This is a genomic window from Streptomyces sp. NPDC002867 (genome assembly GCF_053591895.1).
This window is the reverse complement of the sequence record NZ_JBSFUR010000010.1, coordinates 180,652-202,152: the sequence shown is the minus strand read 5'-3', so window position 1 is coordinate 202,152 and position 21,501 is coordinate 180,652. Positions and strand designations below refer to the sequence as shown.

Below are 21,501 nucleotides of genomic sequence, written 5' to 3'. Positions count from 1 at the left end.
CGGCCCCGCGCGGCGTCCCGCAGATCGAGGTCTCCTTCGACATCGACGCCAACGGCATCATGCACGTGACCGCGAAGGACCTGGGCACGGGCAAGCAGCAGAAGATGACCGTCACCGGAGGCTCCGCCCTGCCCAAGCAGGACATCGACCGCATGATGCGCGACGCCGAGCAGCACGCGGACGAGGACCGCCGCCGCAAGGAGGCCGCCGAGACCCGCAACCAGGCCGAAAGTCTCGTCTACCAGACCGAGAAGCTGCTGACGGACAACCGCGACAAGATCCCCGAGGACGTGCGGTCCGAGACGGAGGCGGCCCTGGGCGAGGTCAAGGAAGCGCTCAAGGGCGAGGACACCACGGCGATCCGTTCGGCCACCGAGAAGGCCACCGCCGCCGCCCAGAGGATCGGCAGCGCGCTCTACGCACAGGCCCAGTCCGACGGCGGCGGTGGCGGCACCGCCGGCGGCGGCGCGTCGGGAACCAAGGCCGGTCCCGACGAGGAGGACGTCGTCGACGCGGAGATCGTCGACGACGAGGCGAAGGGAGACGCCGGATGAACCGGGAGCCTCCGCGGAACACCGGGAGCGGCGGCCCCCGGACGGAGGCCGAGCAGCTGCGGGCCCGGCTCGCGGAACTGACCGCCGATCTCCAGCGGGTGAAGGCGGAGTACGACAACTACCGCAAGCGGGTGCGGCGCGACCGGCTGGCGGTACGGGAGATTGCCGTGGTCAACGTCCTCACGGGCCTGCTGCCGGTGCTCGACGCCGCCGACGAGGCACGCGCACGGGGGGACGACCCGGGTACGGAAGCCGTCGCGCGCGTCCTCGGGAACCGGCTGGCCGCGCTGGGCCTCCAGTCGGTCGGCGAACCGGGGGAGCCCTTCGACCCCACGGCACACGAAGCGCTCACGTACACACCGTCCGACGCCGTCGCCCGGCCCGTCTGCACGGCGGTGCTGCGCCACGGCTATCGCGTCGGCGACCGGCTCCTGCGCCCCGCCCAGGTGTCCGTCACCGGCCCGCCGGCAGGCCACGAGGCGACCGGGGCCGCCGTGTGACCGCGCCCGGGGCCGTGCGGCCGGTCCCGTGTGTCGACCGTGCCGCGCGGGGCATCCGTGTGCTCTGGAGGTGATCGGCATGCCCGAGCCCGGAAGCAAGAAGTACGACACGCGGCGTGCCAGGAAGCGCAAGGACGCCGAGAGCGAGGGCGTCCCCGACAAGCGGGCCGGCGAGGAAGCCAACGCCTCACTCCAGGACGACCCGCAGTGGCGCAGCCGTGGTCCGCGGACCGAGCGCGGCCGCGGCCCCAAGGGCGACCGCGAGCCCAACGCCGACTGAACCGGCCGACTCGACTGAACGGCCGACTGAACCGGCCGACGGGCCGTCGGCCCGCGCACGGGACGGCCGGAGTCCGGTGTACCGGAAGACTGGAGTCCCGCGTACGGAAGACGGCCGGAGTCCGGTCTGCTCACCGGATCCGGCCGTGACTCGGCCTCACCGGCCCCGGTCGCCGTCGGCGCCGGGCCGGTCGCCGCGGTGCCGGGTGCCCGGCAGAAGTTCCTGCACCTTCGCCTTGAAACCCTGCCGGAGTACGGACGCCCGGTCGCTGTCGCCGTGCCGGAGCGCCGCGGCCGTGGCCTCGATCTGGTCGAGCGAGGCGTGCGGCGGCAGGGGCGGAACGGCCGGGTCCGTCAGGAAGTCGATGACGAAGGGCCGGTCGGCGGCGAGGGCCTGCTGCCACGCCGCTTCGACCTCCTCCGGCTTCTCGACCCGCACGCCGTCGAGGCCGATGCGCCGCGCGATCTCGGCGTAGGGCAGATCGGGGATGTGCTGGGACTCCTCGAACTGCGGCGCCCCGGACATCGCCCGCATCTCCCAGGTGACCTGGTTGAGATCCTGGTTGTTGAGGACGGCCACGACGAGCCGAGGGTCGGGCCACTCGTGCCGGTACTTGGCGGCCGTGACCATCTCCATCATGCCGTTCATCTGCATCGCCCCGTCGCCGACCAGCGCGATCGCCGGGCGGTCCGGGTGGGCGAACTTCGCGCCGATCGCGTACGGCACACCCGGGCCCATGGTGGCCAGCGTTCCGGACAGGGAGCCGCGCATCCGGCCGCGCAGGCGCAGATGGCGCGCGTACCAGGTGGCGGCCGAACCGGAGTCCGCGGTGACGACCACGTCGTCGGGAAGCAGCCCGTCCAGGGCGTGCACCACGTACTCGGGGTTGATCGGGTCCGCGTCGACGGCAGCCCTGCGCTGCATGACCTCCCACCAGCGGGCGACGTTCATCTCGATCTCGTCCCGCCAGGCGCGGTTCTCCTTGCGGTGCAGGCGGGGCAGCAGCCGCCGCAGCGTCTCCCGCGCGTCACCGACGAGGTTCACCTCGAACGGGTAGCGCAGCCCGATCATGTGCGGGTCGATGTCGATCTGCACCCCGCGCGCCTGGTCCAGCTCCGGCAGGAACTGCGTGTACGGGAAGCTGGAGCCGATCATCAGCAGGGTGTCGCAGTCCCGCATCAGCTCGTACGACGGGCGGGTGCCGAGCAGCCCGATCGCACCGGTGACGTACGGCAGATCGTCGGACAGCGCGTCCTTGCCCAGCAGCGCCTTGGCGACCCCCGCCCCGAGCACGTCCGCCAGCCGCTCCACCTCGGCGCGTGCCCCGCGTGCGCCCTGACCGATCAGAACGGCCACCCTCTCACCGGAGTTGAGCACCTCGGCGGCCCGTTCGAGGTCCTCGTCCGCCGGCACGGGCGCATAGCGGCCGATGCCCAGGCTGGAGGGGGCCATCTTGAAGGCGTGCTGCGGCGGGGTGTGTTCGAGGTCCTGGACGTCCGCCGGGACGATGACCGCGGTCACGGTGCGCCGGGCGTACGCGGTGCGCACGGCCCGGTCGATCACATGGGGCAACTGCTCGGGAACGGTGACCGTCTCGCAGTAGTCGGACGCGACGTCCTTGTACAGCGCGGCGAGGTCCACCTCCTGCTGGTAGGAGCCGCCCATGGCGCTGCGGTTGGTCTGCCCGACGATCGCGACGAGCGGCACGTGGTCGAGCTTCGCGTCGTAGAGCCCGTTGAGCAGATGGATGGCGCCGGGCCCTGAAGTCGCCGCGCACACACCCACCTTGCCGGAGAACTTCGCGTACCCGACGGCCTGGAGCGCGGACATCTCCTCGTGGCGCGACTGGACGAACCTGGGACGGTCGTCCGCGCGTCCCCAGGCGGCGAGCAGTCCGTTGATGCCGTCACCGGCATACGCGAAGACGTGGGTCACGTCCCAAGCGCGCAGGCGCTCCAGGATGTAGTCGGAGACCTTGGTGGCCACGTCGGCTCCTCTCTCACGGCTGCGGGTGGGCGTTTTCCCCGGTGGCCGCTCCGGCCCCGGCCCTGCGCGCGGCGTCCGCGTCGCCTGACGCGCTGCGGGTATCACCGCGCCCGCCGGTGAAACGGAACCCCCGGCATGCGGTGCGTCAGATACCCCTGTCGCCGCGGCGGTTGAGCGAACGTTGCGCACGGCTGAGCAGCCCGTGCGGCGACCACGTGCGCAGTGCGGCACGGGCGGCGTTGGCGCCCGGTGCGCCGTGCACGCCGCCGCCGGGGTGGGCCGATGCGGAGGCGAGATACAGGTTCCTCACCGGTGTCTCGGGGCGCCCGGTGCCCGGGACGGGCCGGAACACGAGCTGCTGGTGCATGGCGGCCGTCCCGCCGTTGACGGCACCGCCGTGCAGATTGGCGTCCAGCGCCTCCAGCGTCGGCGGCGCCAGGACGCGGCGCGCCCGGATCGTGGCGCGGAAGCCCGGCGCGTAGCGCTCCACCTGCGCCTCCACGCGGTCGGCCATGGCCTCCCGCTCCCGGCGGTCCCACGCACCCGTGATGCCCGCGTCGCCCGCGTCACCGCGGACACCGTGCGGGACGTGCGTGTACGCCCAGGCCGACTCCGTACCCGGCGGGGAGCGTCTGGCGTCCGCCGTGGTCATCTGGCCCAAGAGGACGAAGGGCTGGTCGGGCACGTGTCCCACGGCCAGCTGGGCGGCGAACCGCGTCAAGCCGTCGACGCCGTCGGCAAGATGCACCGTCCCCGCCGACGCGGCTTCGCGGGCGGTCCACGGCACCGGCCGGTCGAGGGCCCAGTCCACCTTGAACGTGGCGAAGTCCCACTGGAACCGGCGCAGCCCCGCCAGCAGTTGCGACGGCAGATGCCGGTCGTCGACCAGCCGGCCGTACAGTGCGGGAGCCGAGACGTCCGCGAGCACCGCATGCCTCGCCGGCACGGTCTCGGCGCCGGCCGTCCGTACGGCGACGGCCCGCCCCTCGCGTACGACCACCTCGACGACCTCCTCCCCGCAGCGCACCGTGCCGCCGCGCCGACGGAGCCGGGCCACCAGCGCCTCGGGCAGGGCCGAGGCGCCGCCCACGGGCACGGGGAAGCCGACGTGCTGGCCGAGCATGGACAGGAGCCAGCCGAAGCAGCCGCTGCCCGCCGCTTCCGGGGCGAGATCCGCGTGCAGCGCGTTGCCCGCGAAGAGCAGCCGGCCGCCTTCCCCGGCGAACTCCTCCTCACCCAGCCGCCGCACGGGCAGCGTCATCATCCTCGCCAGCCGCAGCCCGCCCGCCGCCCGTACGCGCAGACCGAGCCGGGCCGCCGCCCGTACCGGCGGGAACGGTGTGAACAGTGCGTCGACGATGTCGGGGCCGAGCCGCTGCCACACCCCGCACAGCCGCGTCCATGCCTCCCCGTCGCCGGCGGCGAAGGCGTCGAGAGACCGCGCGGTGTCCGCGGGGGCGCGTTCCAGAACGGCACAGCGGCCGTCGGGCAGGGGATGGGCGAGCACGCGCGGCGCGTGCGACCAGCGAAGACCCTCCCGCCCGAGATCGAGGGCCGCGAGTACGGGGGAGGCGGCCGCCAGCGGGTAGAAGGCACTGAACATGTCGTGGACGTAGCCGGGCATGACGCCTCGGTCGCTGCGGACGGCACCGCCCGGCTGCGGCTGGGCCTCCAGCACCTCCACGCTCCAGCCCGCGTCGGCGAGCACGTTCGCCGCGACCAGCCCGTTGGGTCCCGCGCCGATCACCACGGCGTCCGGCATGACTGCGCCTCCCTGGTCAGGGCGTCCGCCTCGGGCGACGGCCGCCTGCGCCGGGCAGGGCCCGGATCAGTGCGCGCCCGCGGGCACGGACTGCTCGACCGCCTCGGCGAACCGCCGGAGCATGCGGCGGTGCCGCAACTGCTGGAGCGCGTCGAACGCCGCGTTGTGAAGCCGCCCGCCCGCCCCGCGCAACGGGTGCTCGTCGAGGATCACGAGGGTGTCCTCGCCCCAGGGCTTGACCTCGATCGCGATTCTCGCGGTGCCGAGTGGTCCGCTGTACGCCTCCAGTTCGAGGCGCTCGGGTGGTCGGCAGTACCGCACGACGGTACGGCCCTCCACCTGCCACGGCCCCAGCTTCACGGTGTACGCGATGCAGGCGCCCTCGTCGGGCCAGTTGCCGTCCTGCTCCGACGACTGGGACGGTCCGATCACCCAGTCCCCGTAGCGGTCGCCGTTGGACAGCACGGCCCAGACCTGTTCGGGCGTCCGGTGGATCAGCTGGTGTCGTACCGCCATGAGCCCTCCAGGAACTCGTCGCGTCCGGTCACGGCCACACCTGTTTCAGCCTAGGCCGGTGCCGCCGCCGTGGCCTGTTCACGGCCGCCCGCCGCACTCGACGCCCGCCGCACCCGCCGCCCGCGCCACTGCGGCATGCGGCCGTTACGGTGGAGGCCGGACGGCAGCTCCGGCGCGCCCGTGCACCCGCAGCCACGCGAGGAGGCAGGCGATGCACCGGTACTCACCCCTCGAAGGCCGGACCGTCGTCGTCACCGGCGCGGCGCGGGGCCTGGGGCAGGCCATGGCGCGCGCACTGGCCCGGCGCGGCGCCCGCCTGGCCCTCATCGGCCTCGAACCGGACCGGCTGGCCCGTCTCTCGGCCCAGCTGGGAGACGGGGCACACCACTGGCCGGCCGACGTCGGGGACGACGCGGCGATGTCGCTCACCGCCGAACTCGTACGGGAGCGGCTCGGGCCGCCCTCGGCGGTGATCGCGAACGCCGGTGTCGCCGCGGCCGGCCCCTTCGAGGACACGTCGCCGGCGGCCTGGCGGCGCGTCGTCGAGGTCAACCTGGTCGGCAGCGCCAACACGGCACGGGCCTTCCTGCCGGACCTGATCGCCACCAAGGGCTACTACCTCCAGATCACGTCTCTCGCGGCGCTCGGGCCGGCTCCGATGATGTCGGCCTACTGCGCCTCCAAGGCCGGAGCCGAGGCGTTCGCGCACACCCTGCGGGCCGAGGTCGCCCACCGCGGTGTGGGCGTGGGGGTCGCGTACCTCAGCTGGACGGACACGGAGATGATCCGCGAGGAGGCGCCGCCTCCCACCCCCCTGCGGGAACTGCGCGCATGGCTGCCCTGGCCGGCCTCCAGGACGTACGACGCCGGGCCGTCCGCCGAACGTCTCGTACGGGGCGTCGAGCGCCGGAGACCGGTCGTGTACGCGCAGCCGTGGCTCAGGGGCGTGCGGTTCGCCCGGCCGGTGCTTCCCGCGGGCATCGGCAGGCTCTCGGGCGGCCCGGTGCGCCGCGTCGCGGCGGAGGGGCTGCCGACAGGGAAAGGCCTGCTGGGCGCGGGGGGCCGGGCGGCCGAGACGCGCGCGAACGGACCGGACCTCTCCTGACCCCTCGTATCCCGTCCGTGTCAGCCGTCGCGCTGCCCCGACAGGATGCCGGGGCAGCGCAGCGTGGAGACGACCTCGTCGTCGGAGACCTGGGCGAATTCCTCGTACCACTTGCCGACCGCCCTGAACGAGGACGGCTGGTGCAGGCACACAAGGTCGTCGGCGTCCTCCCGGACCGACGCGGCGGCCTGCGGCGCGCAGACCGGTACGGCCAGGATCAGGCGGGCCGGGTTGCCGGACCGCAGACGGCGCAGGGCTGCGCGCGCGGTGAGACCGGTGGCGAGACCGTCGTCGACCAGGATCACGGTCCGGCCCTCGACGGCGAGCGCCGGGCGCCCACGGCGGTACAGCTCCTCGCGGCGGTGCAACTCGGAGCGCTCCCGGGCGACGTCGGCGGCGAGGTCGTCCTCGGTCAGCCCCAGCATCTCCAGGGCGCGCCGGTCGTACACCGGGGGATCCTCACCGGCGATCGCCCCGATGCCCGTCTCCGGATGGCCCGGTGCGCCGATCTTGCGGGCCACCACCACATCGAGCGGCGCCTTGAGCGCCCGGGCGATCTCCGCCGCGACGGGCACGCCGCCGCGCGGCAGCGCGAGGACGACGGCGTCGCTCACGTCACCGTCGGCTGCCCACTCGAGGAGTCCGAGGGCCAGTTCCTGACCCGCGTGCCGGTGGTCCCGGAAGCGCATCGGTGTTCCTCCGTCCGCCTGGTGCCGCTGTGACGTGTCCGGTCGTCGCACCGCGGATCCGGCCGGATCGCCCGGAACCGAGCGGCTAGTCGGTGGACAGCGCCTCGACCAGGTCACCGACCTGCGGATCGGGCAGACTGCGCGCGACATCGGCCTGGGCGACCATGCCGACCAGCTGGTGCCCCTCCAGCACCGGCAGACGGCGCACCTTGTGCCGGCTCATGGTGCGCAGGATCTCGTCGGCGTCGGCGTCCGCGCTGATGGTCACGACCTCACCCTGGGCCAGCTCCCCGGCCTTGCACTGGGCGGGATCCTTCCCGGCGCCGAGAACCTTCACCACGATGTCGCGGTCGGTGAGCATGCCCTTGAGCTTGTTGTCGGTGCCGCAGATCGGCAGCGCCCCGACTCCCAGCTCCTTCATCTTCTGAGCGGCCAGCAGCACCGTCTCCTCGGCGCCGATGCACTCGGCACCGCCCGTCATGATCTCTCGTGCGGTCGTCATGTCGTGTTCCTCCTTGGCGCGCCGTGCCCGGTGGCGGACCGGCAGCGGATCTGTCGAGGTGACCGGATACGGGTGCCCGTGGCGGCGGGCTCGTAACACGCGCCCACCGCCCGGGCCGTCGCGACGCCCGGCGCAGCGAACCGGGGGCAGGCGCCGGTGTGTCTCAGGTGTGCTCGCCCCGGCCGGAGAGCGCGTCGCGCATCCGGTCCACGAGCCCGACGCCGGGGGCGAGCAGCTTGTTGGCCGGCGGCTTGTGGGGTGTGTGGGGGTGAGGGCGGGTCGGCGCCGACTTCTTGGCCTGCCGGACCTTGTCGCCCAGATCGCTCAGCATCTCCGCGGGGCACGCTTCCCGCAGCCGGGGGAAGAGCTTGGTCTCCTCGTCCGTGACATGCGTCCTGACCTCCGACATCAGCGTCGCCATCAGCATGTCGAACTGCGAGTCGTCCGCCTCGCAGCTCTCCAGGTCCTTCATGACCCGCTCGACTGCGGCATGGTCCGCCAGCTCGCGGTCGGCGAGCTCCGCACCGCCGGGAACGTGCTTGCGGACCGCGGGGTACAGATATGCCTCCTCCGCGACCGAATGCCGGACCAGCTCCATGGTCACCTGGTCCGCGTACCGCTTCCGCCCGCTGTCACCGGACGGCAGCTCCTCGATGTTGGTGAACAGCTCCTCGACTTCCCTGTGGTCGGTGATCAGTTCTGCGATCACGTCCTGACCGTGCGCCATGTCGTCGCTCCTCACTGTGACCTTCGATGTGTCGGACGCCACGTTCCGGCCGTGACGTGGGCCATGTGCGGACAGAGCCCCGACAGGTAGCGTTTGGCCGCACTCTCCCCATGTCTCCATGGATTCGGACGGCCCGGCCAGTGCTCGCAGCTCTCTCCCCGCTCATCGCGGCGACCGCCCAGTGGCTGACCCGCGCCTACCCGTCGGACGGCGGCGCGCTGGACACCGCCCTCGCGGAGACACAGGCGCGCCAGGCCGTCACGGTGGCCGCCTGGCTGCGCTATCCGACGCCGATGGACGCCGCGCTCGTCACGGTGGCCGGGCCCGGTGGCTCGGGGCGGCTGGACTGGATCACGGGTGCCGACGGCGCGCAGGACGCCGACCCGTCGGACGATGCCGCAGGCGAGCACGCGTGGCGTACCTGGGTGGACGAAGTGGTGGCGAGCTGGGCGGCCTGCCTGCTCAGCACGCCCGGACTGGCCGCGGCGGCCGTGGCCGCACTCGCCGGATGCGAACACGCCAACGGCTCGCCGGTCGAGTTCCGTCGTCTGGTCACGCCCGATGAACGAGACCGCCGAGCCGCCGCACTGTTGCGTCACCCGGACCTGCTCGCGCCCATAGCCGCACTCCACCGGGTCCAGCTCCTGGACCGGCTGGAGCCGCATTCCGCGTCGGCCGCCTGAGGCGGCATCGCACGGTCAGGCGCCGAGCGGCCGGGTCACGATCCCTTGCTGACTTCCTTGGTGACGGCTGCTGGAGAGTCGTACTCCTTTTCCGGAAGGGACGACAACGCCTGCTTGATTTCCTTGCCGGCGCCGTGACTCTTCGCCGTTTCGACGATGTCCCTCTTGCTGGCGGGATAGTTCACCCCGCCGAGGGCTTTCTGCATTTCGATGGGGTTCACGTTCATGCGGCGACGGGTACCCCCGCTTTCCGGGACCGAACATCCCCTTGAGTTCCGTGACAGTGACAGACGCTCCCTAGCGGCCTTCGCGCCGCAAAGGGCCCCAGCCGCCTTCCTGCCGGGCGACTTCCTCGACCGCCTCCTCGATCACGCGTGCGTCGATCCAGCCGACCGGTTCGATGTCCCGGACCAGCGGCTCGTTGTCGGGACCACGGCCGGCCTCCTGGCCCCGCAGCGCCCACGGATGGACTCCGGGCCCTTTCTCGCGCGGCAGATGCGCATAGTCGTACAGGCGTCGGGCCACCCACACCCTCACCGGACGGTTGTCCCACCACGGCTCGACGTCGAGGGAATTCGCGGACAGTCCCGGCAGCGGTACTCCCGTGAGATCGTCGGTACTGGACAGCGATTCCAGATCGGCCGCGGGGCCGCGCGACCAGCGCACGTACATGCTCCCGCGCCGCTCGACGAGGCCGGTCAGTTCCTCGAGCGTTCGCAGGACGGGCAATTCGTCGGGGGAGCTCATACCGGCGGTCACTCCTTGCTGCTGTCCGTTTCACCGTCTCGTGGCGTTCCGAAAACGGGCATTTCCCTGCGCGTCCGCTGATTGGCGCGGCCTATGAGGAGGTACCCATGGCGGCGAAACGGAATCGACCGGGTCGGCGAAGGGGTGATGGTGGTGGGGGCCGAGGAACGAGGGAGCGGACCGTCGCCGGCGGACCGGGCGGACCGCCCACGGGTCGGCATCGTCGTGATCACCCGTAACCGGTGCACGGGCCTGCTCCGCACCCTGGACCGGCTGGCCCGGCTTCCCGAGCGGCCGCCGGTCGCCGTGGTGGACAACGGTTCCACGGACGGCACCGCGGACGCGGTACGCGCCCGGCACCCCGGCGTGCGCCTCCTGACGCCCGGCCGCAATCTGGCCGCCGCCGGGCGTACGTACGGGGCCGCGTCCCTCGGCACCCCGTACGTCGCGTTCAGCGACGACGACTCGTGGTGGGAGCCCGGCGCCCTCGACCGGGCCGCGGACCTCTTCGGCACGTATCCCCGGCTGGGGCTGCTGTCCGCAGCGACCCTCGTGGGGCCCGAGCGCCACCCCGACCCGCTGAACGCCGCGATGAGCGACTCGCCGCTGGGCCGGGAACCGGACCTGCCGGGGCGCTCGGTGCTCGGCTTCCTCGCGTGTGCGGCCGTGGTGCGGCGGGCGGCGTTCCTGGAGGTGGGTGGGTTCCATCCGCTGCTCGGGGTCGGCGGCGAGGAGCAACTGCTCGCGATCGATCTCGAAGCGCGCGGCTGGGGAGTCGCGCACTGCCCCGACGTCGTCGCCCGGCACGATCCCGACGGGCTGCCCCGCCCGGGCCGGGTGGCCCGGATGCGGTGCAACGCCCTGCTCACGGCGTGGCTGCGCCGGCCGCTGCGACAGGCCGTCGTCCAGTCCGCGGAGCTGGCGCTCGACGCCCGGAACGACCCACGGGCCCGCAGGGCGCTGGCCGACACCGCGCGACGGCTGCCCGCGGCGCTGGCCCGTCGGCACAGGGTCCCCGCCCGCGTGGAGAAACGGATCCGGCTCCTGGAGACGTCGTCGTGAACGGGCACCGTAACGGCCCCGGGTGGTTTCTCGGTGGGCCGCCGGGAACCCGGCACGCGTTCGTACGCACCTGCGCAGCGAGGAGGCGTGCTGTGGCGGTATCACCACAGGTGAGCGCGGAACTGTGGGACGAGTTCCACAAGGTCGTCAACATGACATCCCGAGAGCTGCGGGAGTGGTTGAGCGTCGATGCCGCGGGCGAGCGGACCGAGGAGTTGCCCGACAAGAGCGGCCGCCCGACGGGGCGACAGGTCCTCGACGTCCTGGGCAAGCGCCGCACCGACCTCACCGAGGACGACGTGCAGGTCATGCAGCGGGTCTGCGACATCGTCAGGTCCCAGCGGCCGCCGGACCTGGATCCGAAGGCAGGCGGTGCCGATTGGCGCCGGAGCCTGATGAGCATCGGACACGATCCGCTGAAGCCGTCGTGACGTCGTACGGGCGCCCGCGCCGGTTCGCTGGCGGGCCAGGGAGAGAACCATGACCGAGCAGACCCCCTCTCAGGCAGAGGGAACCGACGAGAGCGGCGAGATCCAGCAGGAGCGCGGAAGGACGTCCCCCGGACGACGCCCTCCCAGGCGGAGGGTGAGCGCGACGACGAGGAGCAGGAGGGCGGTGACGCGGCCTGACGGCACGGCAGGGGTGGCCGGGTGACGTGCGCCGGCCACCCCTGGGGTCGGTCAGCGCCCGGTGCCGCGGCCGGCCAGCATGTCGCGCACCCGGTCGACCATGCCGACACCCGGAGCGAGGATCTTGTCGGCCGGCGGGGTGTCCGGGGCGGTGGGGTGCGGGCGGGTCGGTGCCTTCTCCTTCGCCGAGCGCACCCGCTGGCCCAGCTCGTCGAGGGCTTGAGCCGAGCAGACCTCCTCCAGCAGGGGGAAGAGCCGCTCCTCCTCGTCCTTGACGTGCTCGGTGACCGCCGACCGCACGCGAGCGAGCAGCGTGTCGAACCGTTCGTCACCCGGCTCGCACCCTTCCAGCTCCTTCAGCAGACGCTCGACCTCGGCGTGATCGGCGATCTCCTTGTCCGCCATGTCGTCCCCGTCGTCGACGTAGCGGCGCACCGTCGGGTACAGGTGCTGCTCCTCGGCGATCGCATGGCGGACGAGTTCGATGGTCAACTGGTCCACCAGATCACGTCGGTGCTGATCGGCTGCTGTGTGGGCCTGGATCTGAGCGAACAGCGAATCCACTTCGCGGTGATCCTGCGTCAGTTCGTTGATCACGTTGCCGCCGTGTCCCACTTGGGGCTCTCCTTCCAATCGTCTGCGCCCGGTGACCTGGGCCGGCCGTGCCGTCCTGCGATGCGGACCGGGCACGGAGGCCTGGGCCGACGCCCAGCGGGAATCCCTTCCACGGCCCCTCGGGGCCATCACGAGGTGCGCGCCGTGCCACCCGAAAGGGGACCGCGATCACGCCCACTCGGGCCGGGCATGGGCAGGAGATCGTCCTAGGCGCCGAGTGACCACGCGAGGCCGAGGGCGCCGACGAGACCGACGGCGCCGAGGGCTGTTCCGGCGACGGCGGTCCACAGGCGGCCGATGCCGTGGCGGGCGGCGTAGTGGATGCCCGCCGCGCCGAGGGTGACGGCGAGGCCTCCGGCGATGATCGCGAAGGGAAACGTGGCGAACGCGAGTCCCCATATGCCGACGGCGGAGAAGGCGCCGAGCACCAGCGAGGTGGGGCCCAGGGCGACGGCGGGTGTGTCGGTTCGGTCGGGCACTGTCGATTCGGGCATGATCTTGCTCCCCCTTTGAACAGGTTCAAATCGTGGGTCGAGCGTACCGACATGCCTGTACCGACGGGTAGTTGGGGGTGGAGCCACGTCACTCACCGCAGGAACCAACGGCACAGCGCGCGGACGTCATTGCGCCCACGCGCAACCATTCCGCAGGTCAGGACAACGGCGTTGTCCGGGATCGCGGTCCCGGAGCGAACGGCCACGCACGTGCCCCAGGCCGTCGCTGCGCCAGTCGCGTGCATATCGGTGCCCGTCCCGCAGAGCCGCGCGGCGACCGGGTACGACGCTTCCATGGCTGGAATCGAACTCAGGAGTGCCGACTTCGACGACGGGGCTTACATCCCGCGCCGCTGCGCGAAGGACGGTGACGACGTCTCACCCGCCCTGTCATGGTCCGGGGTCCCGGACGGCACCACCGAACTGCTGCTGTTGTGCGAGGACCCCGACGCGCCCTCCGGGACCTTCGTGCACTGGCTGGTGACGGGCATCGACCCCACGAGCGAGGGTGTCGAGGCCGGACAGACGCCACCCGGCGGGCAGGAGCGGCCGACCGGCTGGGGCGAGCCCGGCTGGGGCGGGCCTCGGCCGCCCGCCGGTGACAAGGCCCACCGGTACTTCTTCCGGATCTACGCGCTCCCCGGTCCGGTGTCCCTGCCCGGCGACGCGACCGCCGGCGACGTACACGCGGCGGTGGACCAGCAGGCGCTGGCGAGCGGCACCCTCGTCGGCCTCTATCAGCGCTGAACGCGGCCGATCCCTCGGCTGCGTTCGTGCGGGTCCGCGGGGGAGCAGGGCGACCGGTACCGCCATGGGCGTCCGGCTCCGCGGCGGCTGCCGTCCGGACTGCGCGGGGCTCCGGTGCCCGCCGGCAGGACGCGCCGCCTCCACGGCGACAGGGGCCGGACGCCGCCGAAGCGGCACCCGGCCCCTGTTGTTGCCGCGGCGGCCTTCTCGCACGCATCCAGGGACACGCGCAGGCCGCCGCAGGCAGGCCCGTGACAGGCTCACATCAGGGGATCGAGGTCCCTCGGAGGCCGTTCCTCGCGCCCGCCGGCCTGCTCGCGCAGTCGGCGCGCCTTGTCCTGCAGGCGCTCGCGCTCCTGCGGGTCGGTCGCGCGCTCGGCGGCCTGCTCGATCTCGCGGGCCTGCCGACGCAGTTGCTGCTCATTGCCACGGGACTTGTCTGCTGCGCTCATGATCACTCCTTTGTGAACGGGAAGAGCGGGCCGGACCAGCGAAACAGCGGACCGCCGACCGCGCACCTCGAACGGTCACGGACCGCCATACGCGCAGGTCATGGGTGCGGAAGCCGAAGGCGGGACGCAGTCACGGCCTCGGGGATCCCAGGCTCGCGCAGAGGGTGCAGGAGGAGAGCGCCGAGGACGGGGAGGGCGATCAGCGGTACGAGGGCGGTCCGCAGGGAGGACGCGTCGGCGAGCGCGCCGATCACGGGGCTCGCCATGCCGCCGATGCCCACGGCCAGGCCCAGGGTGACGCCGGCGGCCGTGCCGGCCCGCCCGGGCAAGTAGTCCTGGCCCAGGGTGATGTGCAGGGAGAACGGCACGTACAGACCGGCCGATGTGAGGGCGACGCACACGTACAGGAGCGGTCCGGGGAAGAGGACGACACCGGCGACGGCCGGCGCCGTCAGGGCGTACGACCAGCGCACGACCGTGACGCGGCTGAATCGGGTGGCGAGCTTCCCGCCGGCCACGGTGCCCGCCGCACCGCCGAGGTACAGCAGGAACAGCGCTGCGGTACCGGCGAGTTCACCGCCCGAGGTGCGCTCGCGCACGTGCACACCGATGAATGTGCTCAGCCCGACGAAGACGACCGAGTGGCACACGACGGCACCGGACAGCCGGATGAAGGACCGCCAGTCGTCCGCGCCCTGCGGCCTGCCGGCGGATCCGGCGGCAGGCGGACCGGGCTCCGCGACCGGTCGCAGGGCGGCCAGGCAGAGCACGGCCCCGGCCAGGGCCGGGAGGACGAGCAGGGGCGAGGCGTGCAGCCCCCCGGTCGCGACGACGGCGGCGACCGTGAAGGGCGCGGCGGCGAAGCCGAGGTTGCCGCCGAGCGAGAACCACCCCATCGCGGTGTGGCTGCCGCGGCTCGCGTCGCGTGCGGTACGGGCGGCCTGCGGGTGGTAGGCGGCGACACCCGTCCCGGACAGCGCGACCGCCGCCAGGGTGAGGGCGTACGAGCCGCCGACCCCGGCGAGGGCCACGCCCGCGCCGCCCACCACCGTGCTCACGGGCAGCAGCCACGGCATGTTCCGCCTGTCGGTGAGCGCCCCGAACAACGGCTGCACCACCGAGGACAGCAGGGAGGCGGCCAGCACGAGGCCGGAGGCGGCGGCGTAGCTGTAGGCCCGCTCCGAGACGAAATACGGCACCAGCGCGGCCACCGCGCCCTGGTAGACGTCCACACAGGCGTGCCCCACCGACAGCAGCGTGATCGGCCGGATGCGGGAGATGCGATTCTTCGACACCCCTCGATCGTCTTCACCGCCCGGCTGGCGTGCTTCCGATAAAATGCCAACCTATGCCGGACATCCGCCACACTCCGCGAGCACCCACCCGCGCGCAGATGCTGGCTCCGGGCGAGAGCATCGACGCCCACCGCCACGACGACCACCAGATCGTCTACGCGGGCACCGGAGTCGTGGCGGTCACCACCGATGCCGGAACGTGGTTCGCCCCCGGCACGCGCGCCATCTGGGTCCCCGCCGGCTGCGTCCACGCCCACCGCGCGTACGGGCGCCTGGAGTTGCATCTGCTCGGACTGCCCGCCCGTACCAATCCGCACGGCCTGCACACGCCCGGTGTGCTGAGCGTCAGCCCGCTGCTGCGGGAACTGATCCTCGCGTGGACCCGCGGCCCCCAGGCCGACAGCCCCGAGCGCCGGCGTTTGCGCGCGGTCGTCCTCGACCAGCTGCGCTCCTCGCCCCAGCAGCCCGTCCAGCTGCCCTCTCCCGCCGACCCCCGCCTCGCGGCCGTCTGCGACCTCCTGCACGACGACCCGGCGGACCCGCGCACCCTGTCCGCCCTGGGAGTCGCGGTGGGAGCCGGCGAGCGCAGCCTCAGCCGGCTCTTCCGCCGCGAACTCGGCATGACCTTCCCGCAATGGCGCACGCAGCTGCGCCTCTGCCACGCCCTGCGGATGCTGGCCGACGACGTGCCGGTGACCATGGTTGCCCACCGCTGCGGATGGTCCTCCACCAGCGCGTTCATCGACGTCTTCCGTCGCGCCTTCGGCTGCACGCCCGGCGCCCACGCCCGGCGGCCCTGACCCGCGTGCGTACGTGGACGCGGGCGCTCGTTCCCGGCCGTGTGAACGAGACCGGGAACCTGTGCGCGAGGGCCGGGGTTCACCGGGGGTAGTGGCCGCCTCCGCCCTGCTGCCCGGGGATCGGACCGCCGAAGCCGGCCGCGCCGAGCTGCTCGAACCGTTCCTGGACGTTGGCGGCGAACACTTGCTGCTCGGCGCCGGGGTACGGCTGCTGGGCGTTCATGGCCACCGTCAGGACACCACTGACCGGTGCCTGGGGCGACGTGCGCACCGGAGTGCACAGGAAGCTGAAGTCCTGGGCCGCGCGGGAGTCGTAGGTGGTGATGGACGCGTGGGGGAGCGTAGTGGTCCGGCCGGTGTGGAAAGCCTCGTCCATCGCGTTGAAGACACCGACGGCGTCCAGTCCGGTCAGCACGTGCCGTCCCGGGCTGAACTGGGGAACCATGCCGAAGGCCGCGCCCTGCTTGCCGTTGGCGTAGCGCAGCAGGTGTTCCGGGCCTTCCGTGAGCATGATCGGGAAGGGCGCGCCGTCGAACACGGCGAACAGCTCCTGCTGTTGGGCCAGCAGGCTGTCGCGCAGCCTGAACTCGGACAGCAGGGTCTCGGTGAGTTCCTGCATGCCCTCCTTGAGGTTCCGGTCCCAGGTGCGGGCCACCATGTCGGCCACGCACACGGTGCCGAGGATCATGCCGGTGTGGTCGCGCAGCGGGGTGCCGAGATAGGAGCGCACTCCCATGTCGTTGACCAGGGCGTTGCCGCGGAACCGCGGGTAGTCGAACACGTCGTCCAGGGCCAGTTGGGACCCCTGGGCCACCACGTGGGGGCAGAAGCCGTAGTCACTGGGTGCTTCGCGGGCGATGTCGCTGAGGTCGAAGACGATGCCGCGGCTCTCGCCGGCCGTGTGGTCGTCGGCAGAGGACGGCGGGACGTACATGCCACGGAACATCTGCCGCTCGTCGTTGATGAAGTTGACCATGGCGAGGGGGGCCTGGGTGAAGGCGGCGGCAAGTCGGGCCACACGGTCGAACGTCGCTTCCGCCTCAACGCTGTTGAGGCCGAGAACCTGCAGCCGGAGCTTGCGCTGTTCCGCCGCGCGACCGTTCTGATCAGATGTCAGGGGATCCATGCGCCAGATGTAACCAGATTCCGGCCCTCCGCATCGACGCACCGGAATCATTTCTGTCTCGCTCGAGACACCGGGACGGCCGCCACGCACGTCCGATGCCGCCGGTCCCCGCGGTCTCCATGGCCAGGCCCAACCGCAATTTCCGCCCAAACCGGGTAAGGTTCCACACCCCGACGATCACTTCACGCCAATCCGCGAACCGGAACGAGCCGAAGCGGTTTGACATATGACAATCATGCTGTGGGTAGGCATGCGGTCGGCGTATCGGGTGATCGCAGGGAGGGGAACAGCGCGGTGGGTCAAGTGCGGTTCGGGCTGCGGGCTCACTGCCGCCCCAGGCGCGGGCGTGCGCGCCCGGTCGGTCGTGCTCTGCAGGATGTCAAGGAACACTCCACGGCCGCGTGCTCCGCGCGGTCCTCGCCGCCCCCGGGCGGCAGTTGCGCCTGTCCGTGAGCCACCACGACAGGCTGACACCGGTGCCAGCAGGCCCGACATCACGATGTCAGGGTCGCTTCCCCGTGCGACCCGGCCGCAGCGCCCGGATCCCGGGACCTTCCGCGCGGCCCGCCCGGAAGCGTCCGCCGCCTCCGGAGCCCCCGGAACGACGTGAACAGCCCCCTCCCGCAACGACATCGGGAAGCATCGAAGGAGTGTTCTGATGAACAGGTCGGACGTGGACGCGCGGTCGGTGGCGGTCATAGGCATGGCCTGCCGGCTCCCCGGCGCGTCGGGGACCGACGAGCTGTGGGAACTGCTGCGTGACGGGGTGGACGTCACGAGCGAGACTCCACCTGAACGCTACGACGTCGACGCCCTCTACTCCAACCGCCCGGAACCGGGCAGGATCGGAAGCCGCCGCGCCGGTTACGTCGACCAAGTAGCCGATTTCGACGCGGAATTCTTCGACATGTCCGCCACCGAGGCGGTGGAACTGGACCCGCAGCAACGGCTGCTGCTGATGACGGCCTGGGACGCCCTGGAGGACGCCGGCCGGCGGCCCGACGAACTGGCCGGCAGCCGCACCGGCGTGTTCGTGGGCAACGCCCGTTCCGACTACCTGGAGATGCGGTTCCGTCAGGGTCTTGAGGCGGCGACACCTTCGCAGTTCAACAACTACCGCTCGCTCCTGCCGGCCCGCCTGTCCTACGTCCTCGACCTGCGCGGCCCCAGCGTCGTGGTGGACACGGCGTGCTCCTCCTCCCTGGCCGCCGTGCACAGTGCCGTACAGAGCCTGCGCGCGCGAGAGAGCCCCCTGGCGATCGCCGCCGGGGTTAACCTGGCACTGCGCCCGGACGAGAGCGTGATGATGACGCAGGCCGGCGCCCTCGCGGCCGACGGCCGCAGCAAGTTCGGCGACGCGAGCGCCGACGGCCATGCCCCGAGCGACGCGGTGGCCGTCGTCGTGCTCAAGCCCCTGGCCGACGCGCTGGCCGACGGCGACCGTGTCCGCGCCGTCATCCAGGGCAGCGCCATCGGCAACGACGGCCGCACCGGCGACTCGCTGCTGACCCCGTCCTTGACAGGCCAGGTCGAGACGCTCCGGTGGGCGTACGAGGACGCCGGTGTGAATCCGGCCGACGTCGACTACGTCGAGGCGCACGGGACGGGCTCACCCGCACTGGACCCGCTGGAGATCAGCGCGCTCGGCGAGGTGCTGGGAGAGGGCCGGCCCGCCGACCGGCCCCTGCTCGTCGGCTCCGTCAAGACCAACATCGGCCACGCGGAAGCCGCCGGCGGCATGGCCGGACTGATCAAGGCCGTGCTCTGCCTGGAGCACGGCCAGGTCCCGCCCAGCCTGCACCTCACCACCGCGAACCCCGCGGTGGCCTGGGACGAACTGCCGCTGCTGATACCGCAGAAGCTCCACGACCTGCCCGACCTCGGCCGCCCGGCCATCGCGGGGATCTCCGGTCAGGGCTCCTCCGCCCTCAACGCCCACGTGGTGATCCGGCAGGCCGACCCCCGCCCGGCCGACCCCGCCGCGGCCGCCGACGGCACGCCGTACGTGCTGGCGCTGTCCGCCCGTACACCCGCCGCACTCGACGCCCTGACCCGTGCCTACGCCGCCTACCTGGGCCCTGGCGGCCAGGGTGCCGCCCACCCCCTGCGCGACATCTGCTACAGCGCGGCCACCCGCCGCCGGCATCACGAACACCGCCGGGCCGTCATCGGGGCGTCCCACGAGGAGATGGCGGCCGCGCTCGGCCGGCCTGAAGGCGAAACCCGGCCGGACGAGGTCCCCGAGAGCCTGGCCGCGGCCGCGGACCGCTACCGCGACGGCCTGCCGGTGGACTGGGACGAGGTGTTCGGGAAGGAGGGGCGCTTCGTCCCACTGCCCCGCTACCCGTGGCAGACCAAGCGGTACTGGTTCGGCGAGGAACGGGAGGAGAGCGACGAGGACCTCGCCGCCTGGGTGCTGCGCGAGCACGCCCGCGTTCCCTTCGACGACGACTCGGCGCTCGCCGACATCGGCATCGACTCGCTGGCGAAGCTGCGGCTCATCGTCGAGCTGTCGAAGAGGACGGGCCGCGACGTCGATCCGGAGGACTTCGCCCGGCTGCGCACGGTGGGCGCGCTGCGCTCGTGGATCCACGCCCTGGAGGCGGCCGCCTCATGAGCACTCCCCAGACCGCGTACGAGTGGTTCGCCCGCTCGGCCGCCGCCTTCGGCCATGACTGCGTCGCCCTGGAGGTGGGAGACGAGCGACTGACCTACGCCGACCTGCGCGATCTCGCGGAACGGCTCGCGGCCCGGCTGGTCGCGGCCAACGGCGGCGACGCCCCCCGGCGCGTGGGGCTGCTGGCCGGCCGCTCCGTGACGGCGTACGCCGGCTATCTCGCCATCCTGCGGACCGGCGCGGCCGTCGTGCCCCTCAACCCCGAGCACCCACGGGCCCGCACCGCCGACATCGTCAAGGCCGCGGGCCTCGATCTGGCCGTGGCCGATGCCTCCGGCGCCGAGTCCGCCGACCCGGGGATCCCCCTGCTCGTCGTGGGCCCCGAGGAGCTGGACGCCCTGAGGACGGGGCCGCCGCCCGAGCGCTCACACCGGGAACCCGGCCCGGACGACGTCGCCTACCTCATCTTCACCTCCGGATCGACGGGCACGCCCAAGGGAGTGCCGATCCTGCACCGCAACCTCTCCGCCTACCTCGGGCACCTGACCACCCGCTACGACGTGGGGCCGGGCAGCCGCCTCTCGCAGACGTTCGACCTCACCTTCGACGGCTCCGTGCACGACCTGTTCGTCGCCTGGGCGTCCGGCGGCACGCTCGTCGTGCAACAGCGCAGCCAGCTCATGTCACCGGTGAAGACGGTCAACGCCCAGCGGCTCACGCACTGGTTCTCCGTGCCGTCACTGATCACCTTCGCCTCACGGCTGGGCACACTCAGGCCCGGCAGCATGCCGACCCTGCGCTGGAGTGTGTTCGGCGGTGAGCCGCTGCACCGCGCGGCGGCAGAGGAGTGGCAGGCGGCGGCGCCCGGGAGCACGCTGGAGGTGCTCTACGGACCGACCGAACTCACCGTCTCCTGCACCGCTTTCCGGCTGCCCCGCGACCCGGCGGACTGGCCCGGCACGCCCAACGGGACCGTGCCGATCGGGACGTGCCACCCGTCGCTCGACCTCCTGCTGCTGGACGAGAACGGCCGGCCCGCCGACACCGGCGAGCTGTGCATCCGCGGTCCGCAGCGGTTCCCCGGGTACCTGGAACCGGCGAACAACACCGGCCGGTTCGTGCCCTCCGAGAAGAGCGGAGCCGTGTGGGACGGCGGTGAAGCCGTCCCGCACGACAGCGCCGCGCCGCCGCCCGACCGCCACTGGTACCGCACCGGGGACCGTGCCACCGTGCAGGACGGGCACCTCGTCCACCTGGGGCGGACGGACCACCAGGTCAAGATCCGCGGCCACCGGATCGAACTCGGCGAGATCGAGGCGATGCTGAGGGAGCAGCCCGGTGTGCGCGACGCGGTCGTGCTCGCTGTCCCGGCCCCCGACGGAGAGCCGGAGCTCAGGGCCGCGGTCAGCGGCGACCACTGCGTTCCCCAGCGGCTGTACGCAGGACTGGGCGACCGGCTGCCGCCGTACATGGTGCCGAGCCGGATCACCGTCCTCGGGCAACTGCCGCTCAACGCGAACGGCAAGATCGACCGGAATGCCCTGCTCGCCGAACTCGGGCGCGGTCACTGATCCCACGGCCGCCCCGTCCGCCCCCGTCCGCACATGAGAGGG

Annotated in this window: 24 protein-coding genes; 11 read left to right on the top strand and 13 right to left on the bottom strand. The window is 72.5% G+C overall.

The window, feature by feature from the left end; translation table 11 throughout:
• The 3 genes from ACWD0A_RS13325 to ACWD0A_RS13315 form a co-directional block, all read left to right on the top strand.
• On the top strand, positions 1-554 hold a 554-nt coding region (locus ACWD0A_RS13325), incomplete at its 5' end, for an Hsp70 family protein (protein ID WP_451297543.1).
• Positions 551-1,054, top strand: coding sequence for a nucleotide exchange factor GrpE (gene grpE, locus ACWD0A_RS13320; RefSeq protein ID WP_451297541.1), 504 nt, complete (start codon positions 551-553; stop codon positions 1,052-1,054). The genes ACWD0A_RS13325 and grpE, both read left to right, overlap by 4 nt.
• A 79-nt stretch (positions 1,055-1,133) precedes the next feature.
• Positions 1,134-1,334: a hypothetical protein gene (locus ACWD0A_RS13315; RefSeq protein WP_177153541.1), complete on the top strand. Its 201-nt coding sequence runs from the start codon at positions 1,134-1,136 to the stop codon at positions 1,332-1,334.
• A gap of 156 nt (positions 1,335-1,490) precedes the next feature.
• Here ACWD0A_RS13315 and ACWD0A_RS13310 read toward each other — a convergent pair whose 3' ends face one another.
• The 3 genes from ACWD0A_RS13310 to ACWD0A_RS13300 form a co-directional block, all read right to left on the bottom strand.
• A complete protein-coding gene (locus ACWD0A_RS13310) occupies positions 1,491-3,320 on the bottom strand; it encodes a thiamine pyrophosphate-requiring protein (RefSeq protein WP_451297539.1) in 1,830 nt (609 codons plus the stop codon).
• A gap of 145 nt (positions 3,321-3,465) precedes the next feature.
• Complete coding sequence (locus tag ACWD0A_RS13305) at positions 3,466-5,082, bottom strand: phytoene desaturase family protein (protein WP_451297537.1); 1,617 nt, start codon at positions 5,080-5,082, stop codon at positions 3,466-3,468.
• A gap of 66 nt (positions 5,083-5,148) precedes the next feature.
• Positions 5,149-5,598: an SRPBCC family protein gene (locus ACWD0A_RS13300; protein ID WP_451297535.1), complete on the bottom strand. Its 450-nt coding sequence runs from the start codon at positions 5,596-5,598 to the stop codon at positions 5,149-5,151.
• 211 nt (positions 5,599-5,809) lie between these two features.
• Here ACWD0A_RS13300 and ACWD0A_RS13295 point away from each other — a divergent pair, with 211 nt between their 5' ends.
• Positions 5,810-6,703, top strand: coding sequence for an SDR family oxidoreductase (locus ACWD0A_RS13295; RefSeq protein WP_451297533.1), 894 nt, complete (start codon positions 5,810-5,812; stop codon positions 6,701-6,703).
• A 20-nt stretch (positions 6,704-6,723) separates the two neighbouring features.
• Here the strand turns inward: ACWD0A_RS13295 and ACWD0A_RS13290 are convergent, their stop codons facing one another.
• The 3 genes from ACWD0A_RS13290 to ACWD0A_RS13280 all read right to left on the bottom strand — a co-directional run bounded on the left by ACWD0A_RS13290 (position 6,724) and on the right by ACWD0A_RS13280 (position 8,621).
• A complete protein-coding gene (locus ACWD0A_RS13290) occupies positions 6,724-7,392 on the bottom strand; it encodes a phosphoribosyltransferase (RefSeq protein ID WP_451297531.1) in 669 nt (222 codons plus the stop codon).
• A gap of 85 nt (positions 7,393-7,477) precedes the next feature.
• Positions 7,478-7,894 carry a CBS domain-containing protein gene (locus tag ACWD0A_RS13285; RefSeq protein ID WP_451297529.1) on the bottom strand — a complete coding sequence of 139 codons (417 nt, stop codon included), beginning with the start codon at positions 7,892-7,894 and terminating at the stop codon, positions 7,478-7,480.
• 163 nt (positions 7,895-8,057) lie between these two features.
• Complete coding sequence (locus ACWD0A_RS13280) at positions 8,058-8,621, bottom strand: hemerythrin domain-containing protein (protein WP_451297527.1); 564 nt, start codon at positions 8,619-8,621, stop codon at positions 8,058-8,060.
• Positions 8,622-8,761: 140 nt separating this feature from the next.
• On the opposite strand from ACWD0A_RS13280, the gene ACWD0A_RS13275 reads away from it, so the two are divergent.
• Positions 8,762-9,304 carry a hypothetical protein gene (locus ACWD0A_RS13275; RefSeq protein WP_451297525.1) on the top strand — a complete coding sequence of 181 codons (543 nt, stop codon included), beginning with the start codon at positions 8,762-8,764 and terminating at the stop codon, positions 9,302-9,304.
• A 35-nt stretch (positions 9,305-9,339) separates the two neighbouring features.
• On the opposite strand, the gene ACWD0A_RS13270 is transcribed toward ACWD0A_RS13275, so the two are convergent.
• Both ACWD0A_RS13270 and ACWD0A_RS13265 read right to left on the bottom strand, forming a co-directional pair.
• Complete coding sequence (locus ACWD0A_RS13270) at positions 9,340-9,531, bottom strand: DUF2795 domain-containing protein (RefSeq protein WP_451297523.1); 192 nt, start codon at positions 9,529-9,531, stop codon at positions 9,340-9,342.
• 70 nt (positions 9,532-9,601) lie between these two features.
• Positions 9,602-10,051: a DUF6098 family protein gene (locus ACWD0A_RS13265; protein WP_451297521.1), complete on the bottom strand. Its 450-nt coding sequence runs from the start codon at positions 10,049-10,051 to the stop codon at positions 9,602-9,604.
• 153 nt (positions 10,052-10,204) lie between these two features.
• On the opposite strand from ACWD0A_RS13265, the gene ACWD0A_RS13260 reads away from it, so the two are divergent.
• The gene (locus ACWD0A_RS13260; protein WP_451297519.1) at positions 10,205-11,113 is read left to right on the top strand and encodes a glycosyltransferase family 2 protein; all 909 of its coding nucleotides are present in this window, start codon (positions 10,205-10,207) and stop codon (positions 11,111-11,113) included.
• Between the two features lie 92 nt (positions 11,114-11,205).
• Entirely contained in the window at positions 11,206-11,544 is a 339-nt protein-coding gene (locus tag ACWD0A_RS13255) for a DUF3140 domain-containing protein (protein WP_307711730.1), read from the top strand.
• 249 nt (positions 11,545-11,793) lie between these two features.
• Here the strand turns inward: ACWD0A_RS13255 and ACWD0A_RS13250 are convergent, their stop codons facing one another.
• Both ACWD0A_RS13250 and ACWD0A_RS13245 read right to left on the bottom strand, forming a co-directional pair.
• On the bottom strand, positions 11,794-12,357 hold the full coding sequence (locus tag ACWD0A_RS13250) for a hemerythrin domain-containing protein (protein WP_451297517.1): 564 nt from the start codon (positions 12,355-12,357) through the stop codon (positions 11,794-11,796).
• A 206-nt stretch (positions 12,358-12,563) separates the two neighbouring features.
• A complete protein-coding gene (locus tag ACWD0A_RS13245; RefSeq protein ID WP_451297515.1) occupies positions 12,564-12,851 on the bottom strand; it encodes a hypothetical protein in 288 nt (95 codons plus the stop codon).
• Positions 12,852-13,145: 294 nt separating this feature from the next.
• Here ACWD0A_RS13245 and ACWD0A_RS13240 point away from each other — a divergent pair, with 294 nt between their 5' ends.
• Positions 13,146-13,598, top strand: a complete 453-nt coding sequence (locus ACWD0A_RS13240; RefSeq protein ID WP_451297513.1) for a YbhB/YbcL family Raf kinase inhibitor-like protein — start codon at positions 13,146-13,148, stop codon at positions 13,596-13,598.
• Positions 13,599-13,858: 260 nt separating this feature from the next.
• On the opposite strand, the gene ACWD0A_RS13235 is transcribed toward ACWD0A_RS13240, so the two are convergent.
• Both ACWD0A_RS13235 and ACWD0A_RS13230 read right to left on the bottom strand, forming a co-directional pair.
• Positions 13,859-14,050: a DUF6381 family protein gene (locus tag ACWD0A_RS13235; protein ID WP_451297511.1), complete on the bottom strand. Its 192-nt coding sequence runs from the start codon at positions 14,048-14,050 to the stop codon at positions 13,859-13,861.
• A 98-nt stretch (positions 14,051-14,148) separates the two neighbouring features.
• On the bottom strand, positions 14,149-15,345 hold the full coding sequence (locus ACWD0A_RS13230; protein ID WP_451297509.1) for an MFS transporter: 1,197 nt from the start codon (positions 15,343-15,345) through the stop codon (positions 14,149-14,151).
• Between the two features lie 53 nt (positions 15,346-15,398).
• Between ACWD0A_RS13230 and ACWD0A_RS13225 the strand changes: the two genes are divergently transcribed.
• Complete coding sequence (locus ACWD0A_RS13225; RefSeq protein WP_451297507.1) at positions 15,399-16,145, top strand: AraC family transcriptional regulator; 747 nt, start codon at positions 15,399-15,401, stop codon at positions 16,143-16,145.
• Positions 16,146-16,224: 79 nt separating this feature from the next.
• Here the strand turns inward: ACWD0A_RS13225 and ACWD0A_RS13220 are convergent, their stop codons facing one another.
• A complete protein-coding gene (locus tag ACWD0A_RS13220; RefSeq protein WP_451297505.1) occupies positions 16,225-17,271 on the bottom strand; it encodes a GAF domain-containing protein in 1,047 nt (348 codons plus the stop codon).
• A gap of 658 nt (positions 17,272-17,929) precedes the next feature.
• On the opposite strand from ACWD0A_RS13220, the gene ACWD0A_RS13215 reads away from it, so the two are divergent.
• On the top strand, positions 17,930-19,888 hold the full coding sequence (locus ACWD0A_RS13215) for a beta-ketoacyl synthase N-terminal-like domain-containing protein (RefSeq protein ID WP_451297502.1): 1,959 nt from the start codon (positions 17,930-17,932) through the stop codon (positions 19,886-19,888).
• Positions 19,885-21,459: an amino acid adenylation domain-containing protein gene (locus tag ACWD0A_RS13210; RefSeq protein WP_451297500.1), complete on the top strand. Its 1,575-nt coding sequence runs from the start codon at positions 19,885-19,887 to the stop codon at positions 21,457-21,459. The genes ACWD0A_RS13215 and ACWD0A_RS13210 overlap by 4 nt, the downstream gene beginning before the upstream one ends.
• The last annotated feature ends 42 nt before the right edge of the window (positions 21,460-21,501 follow it).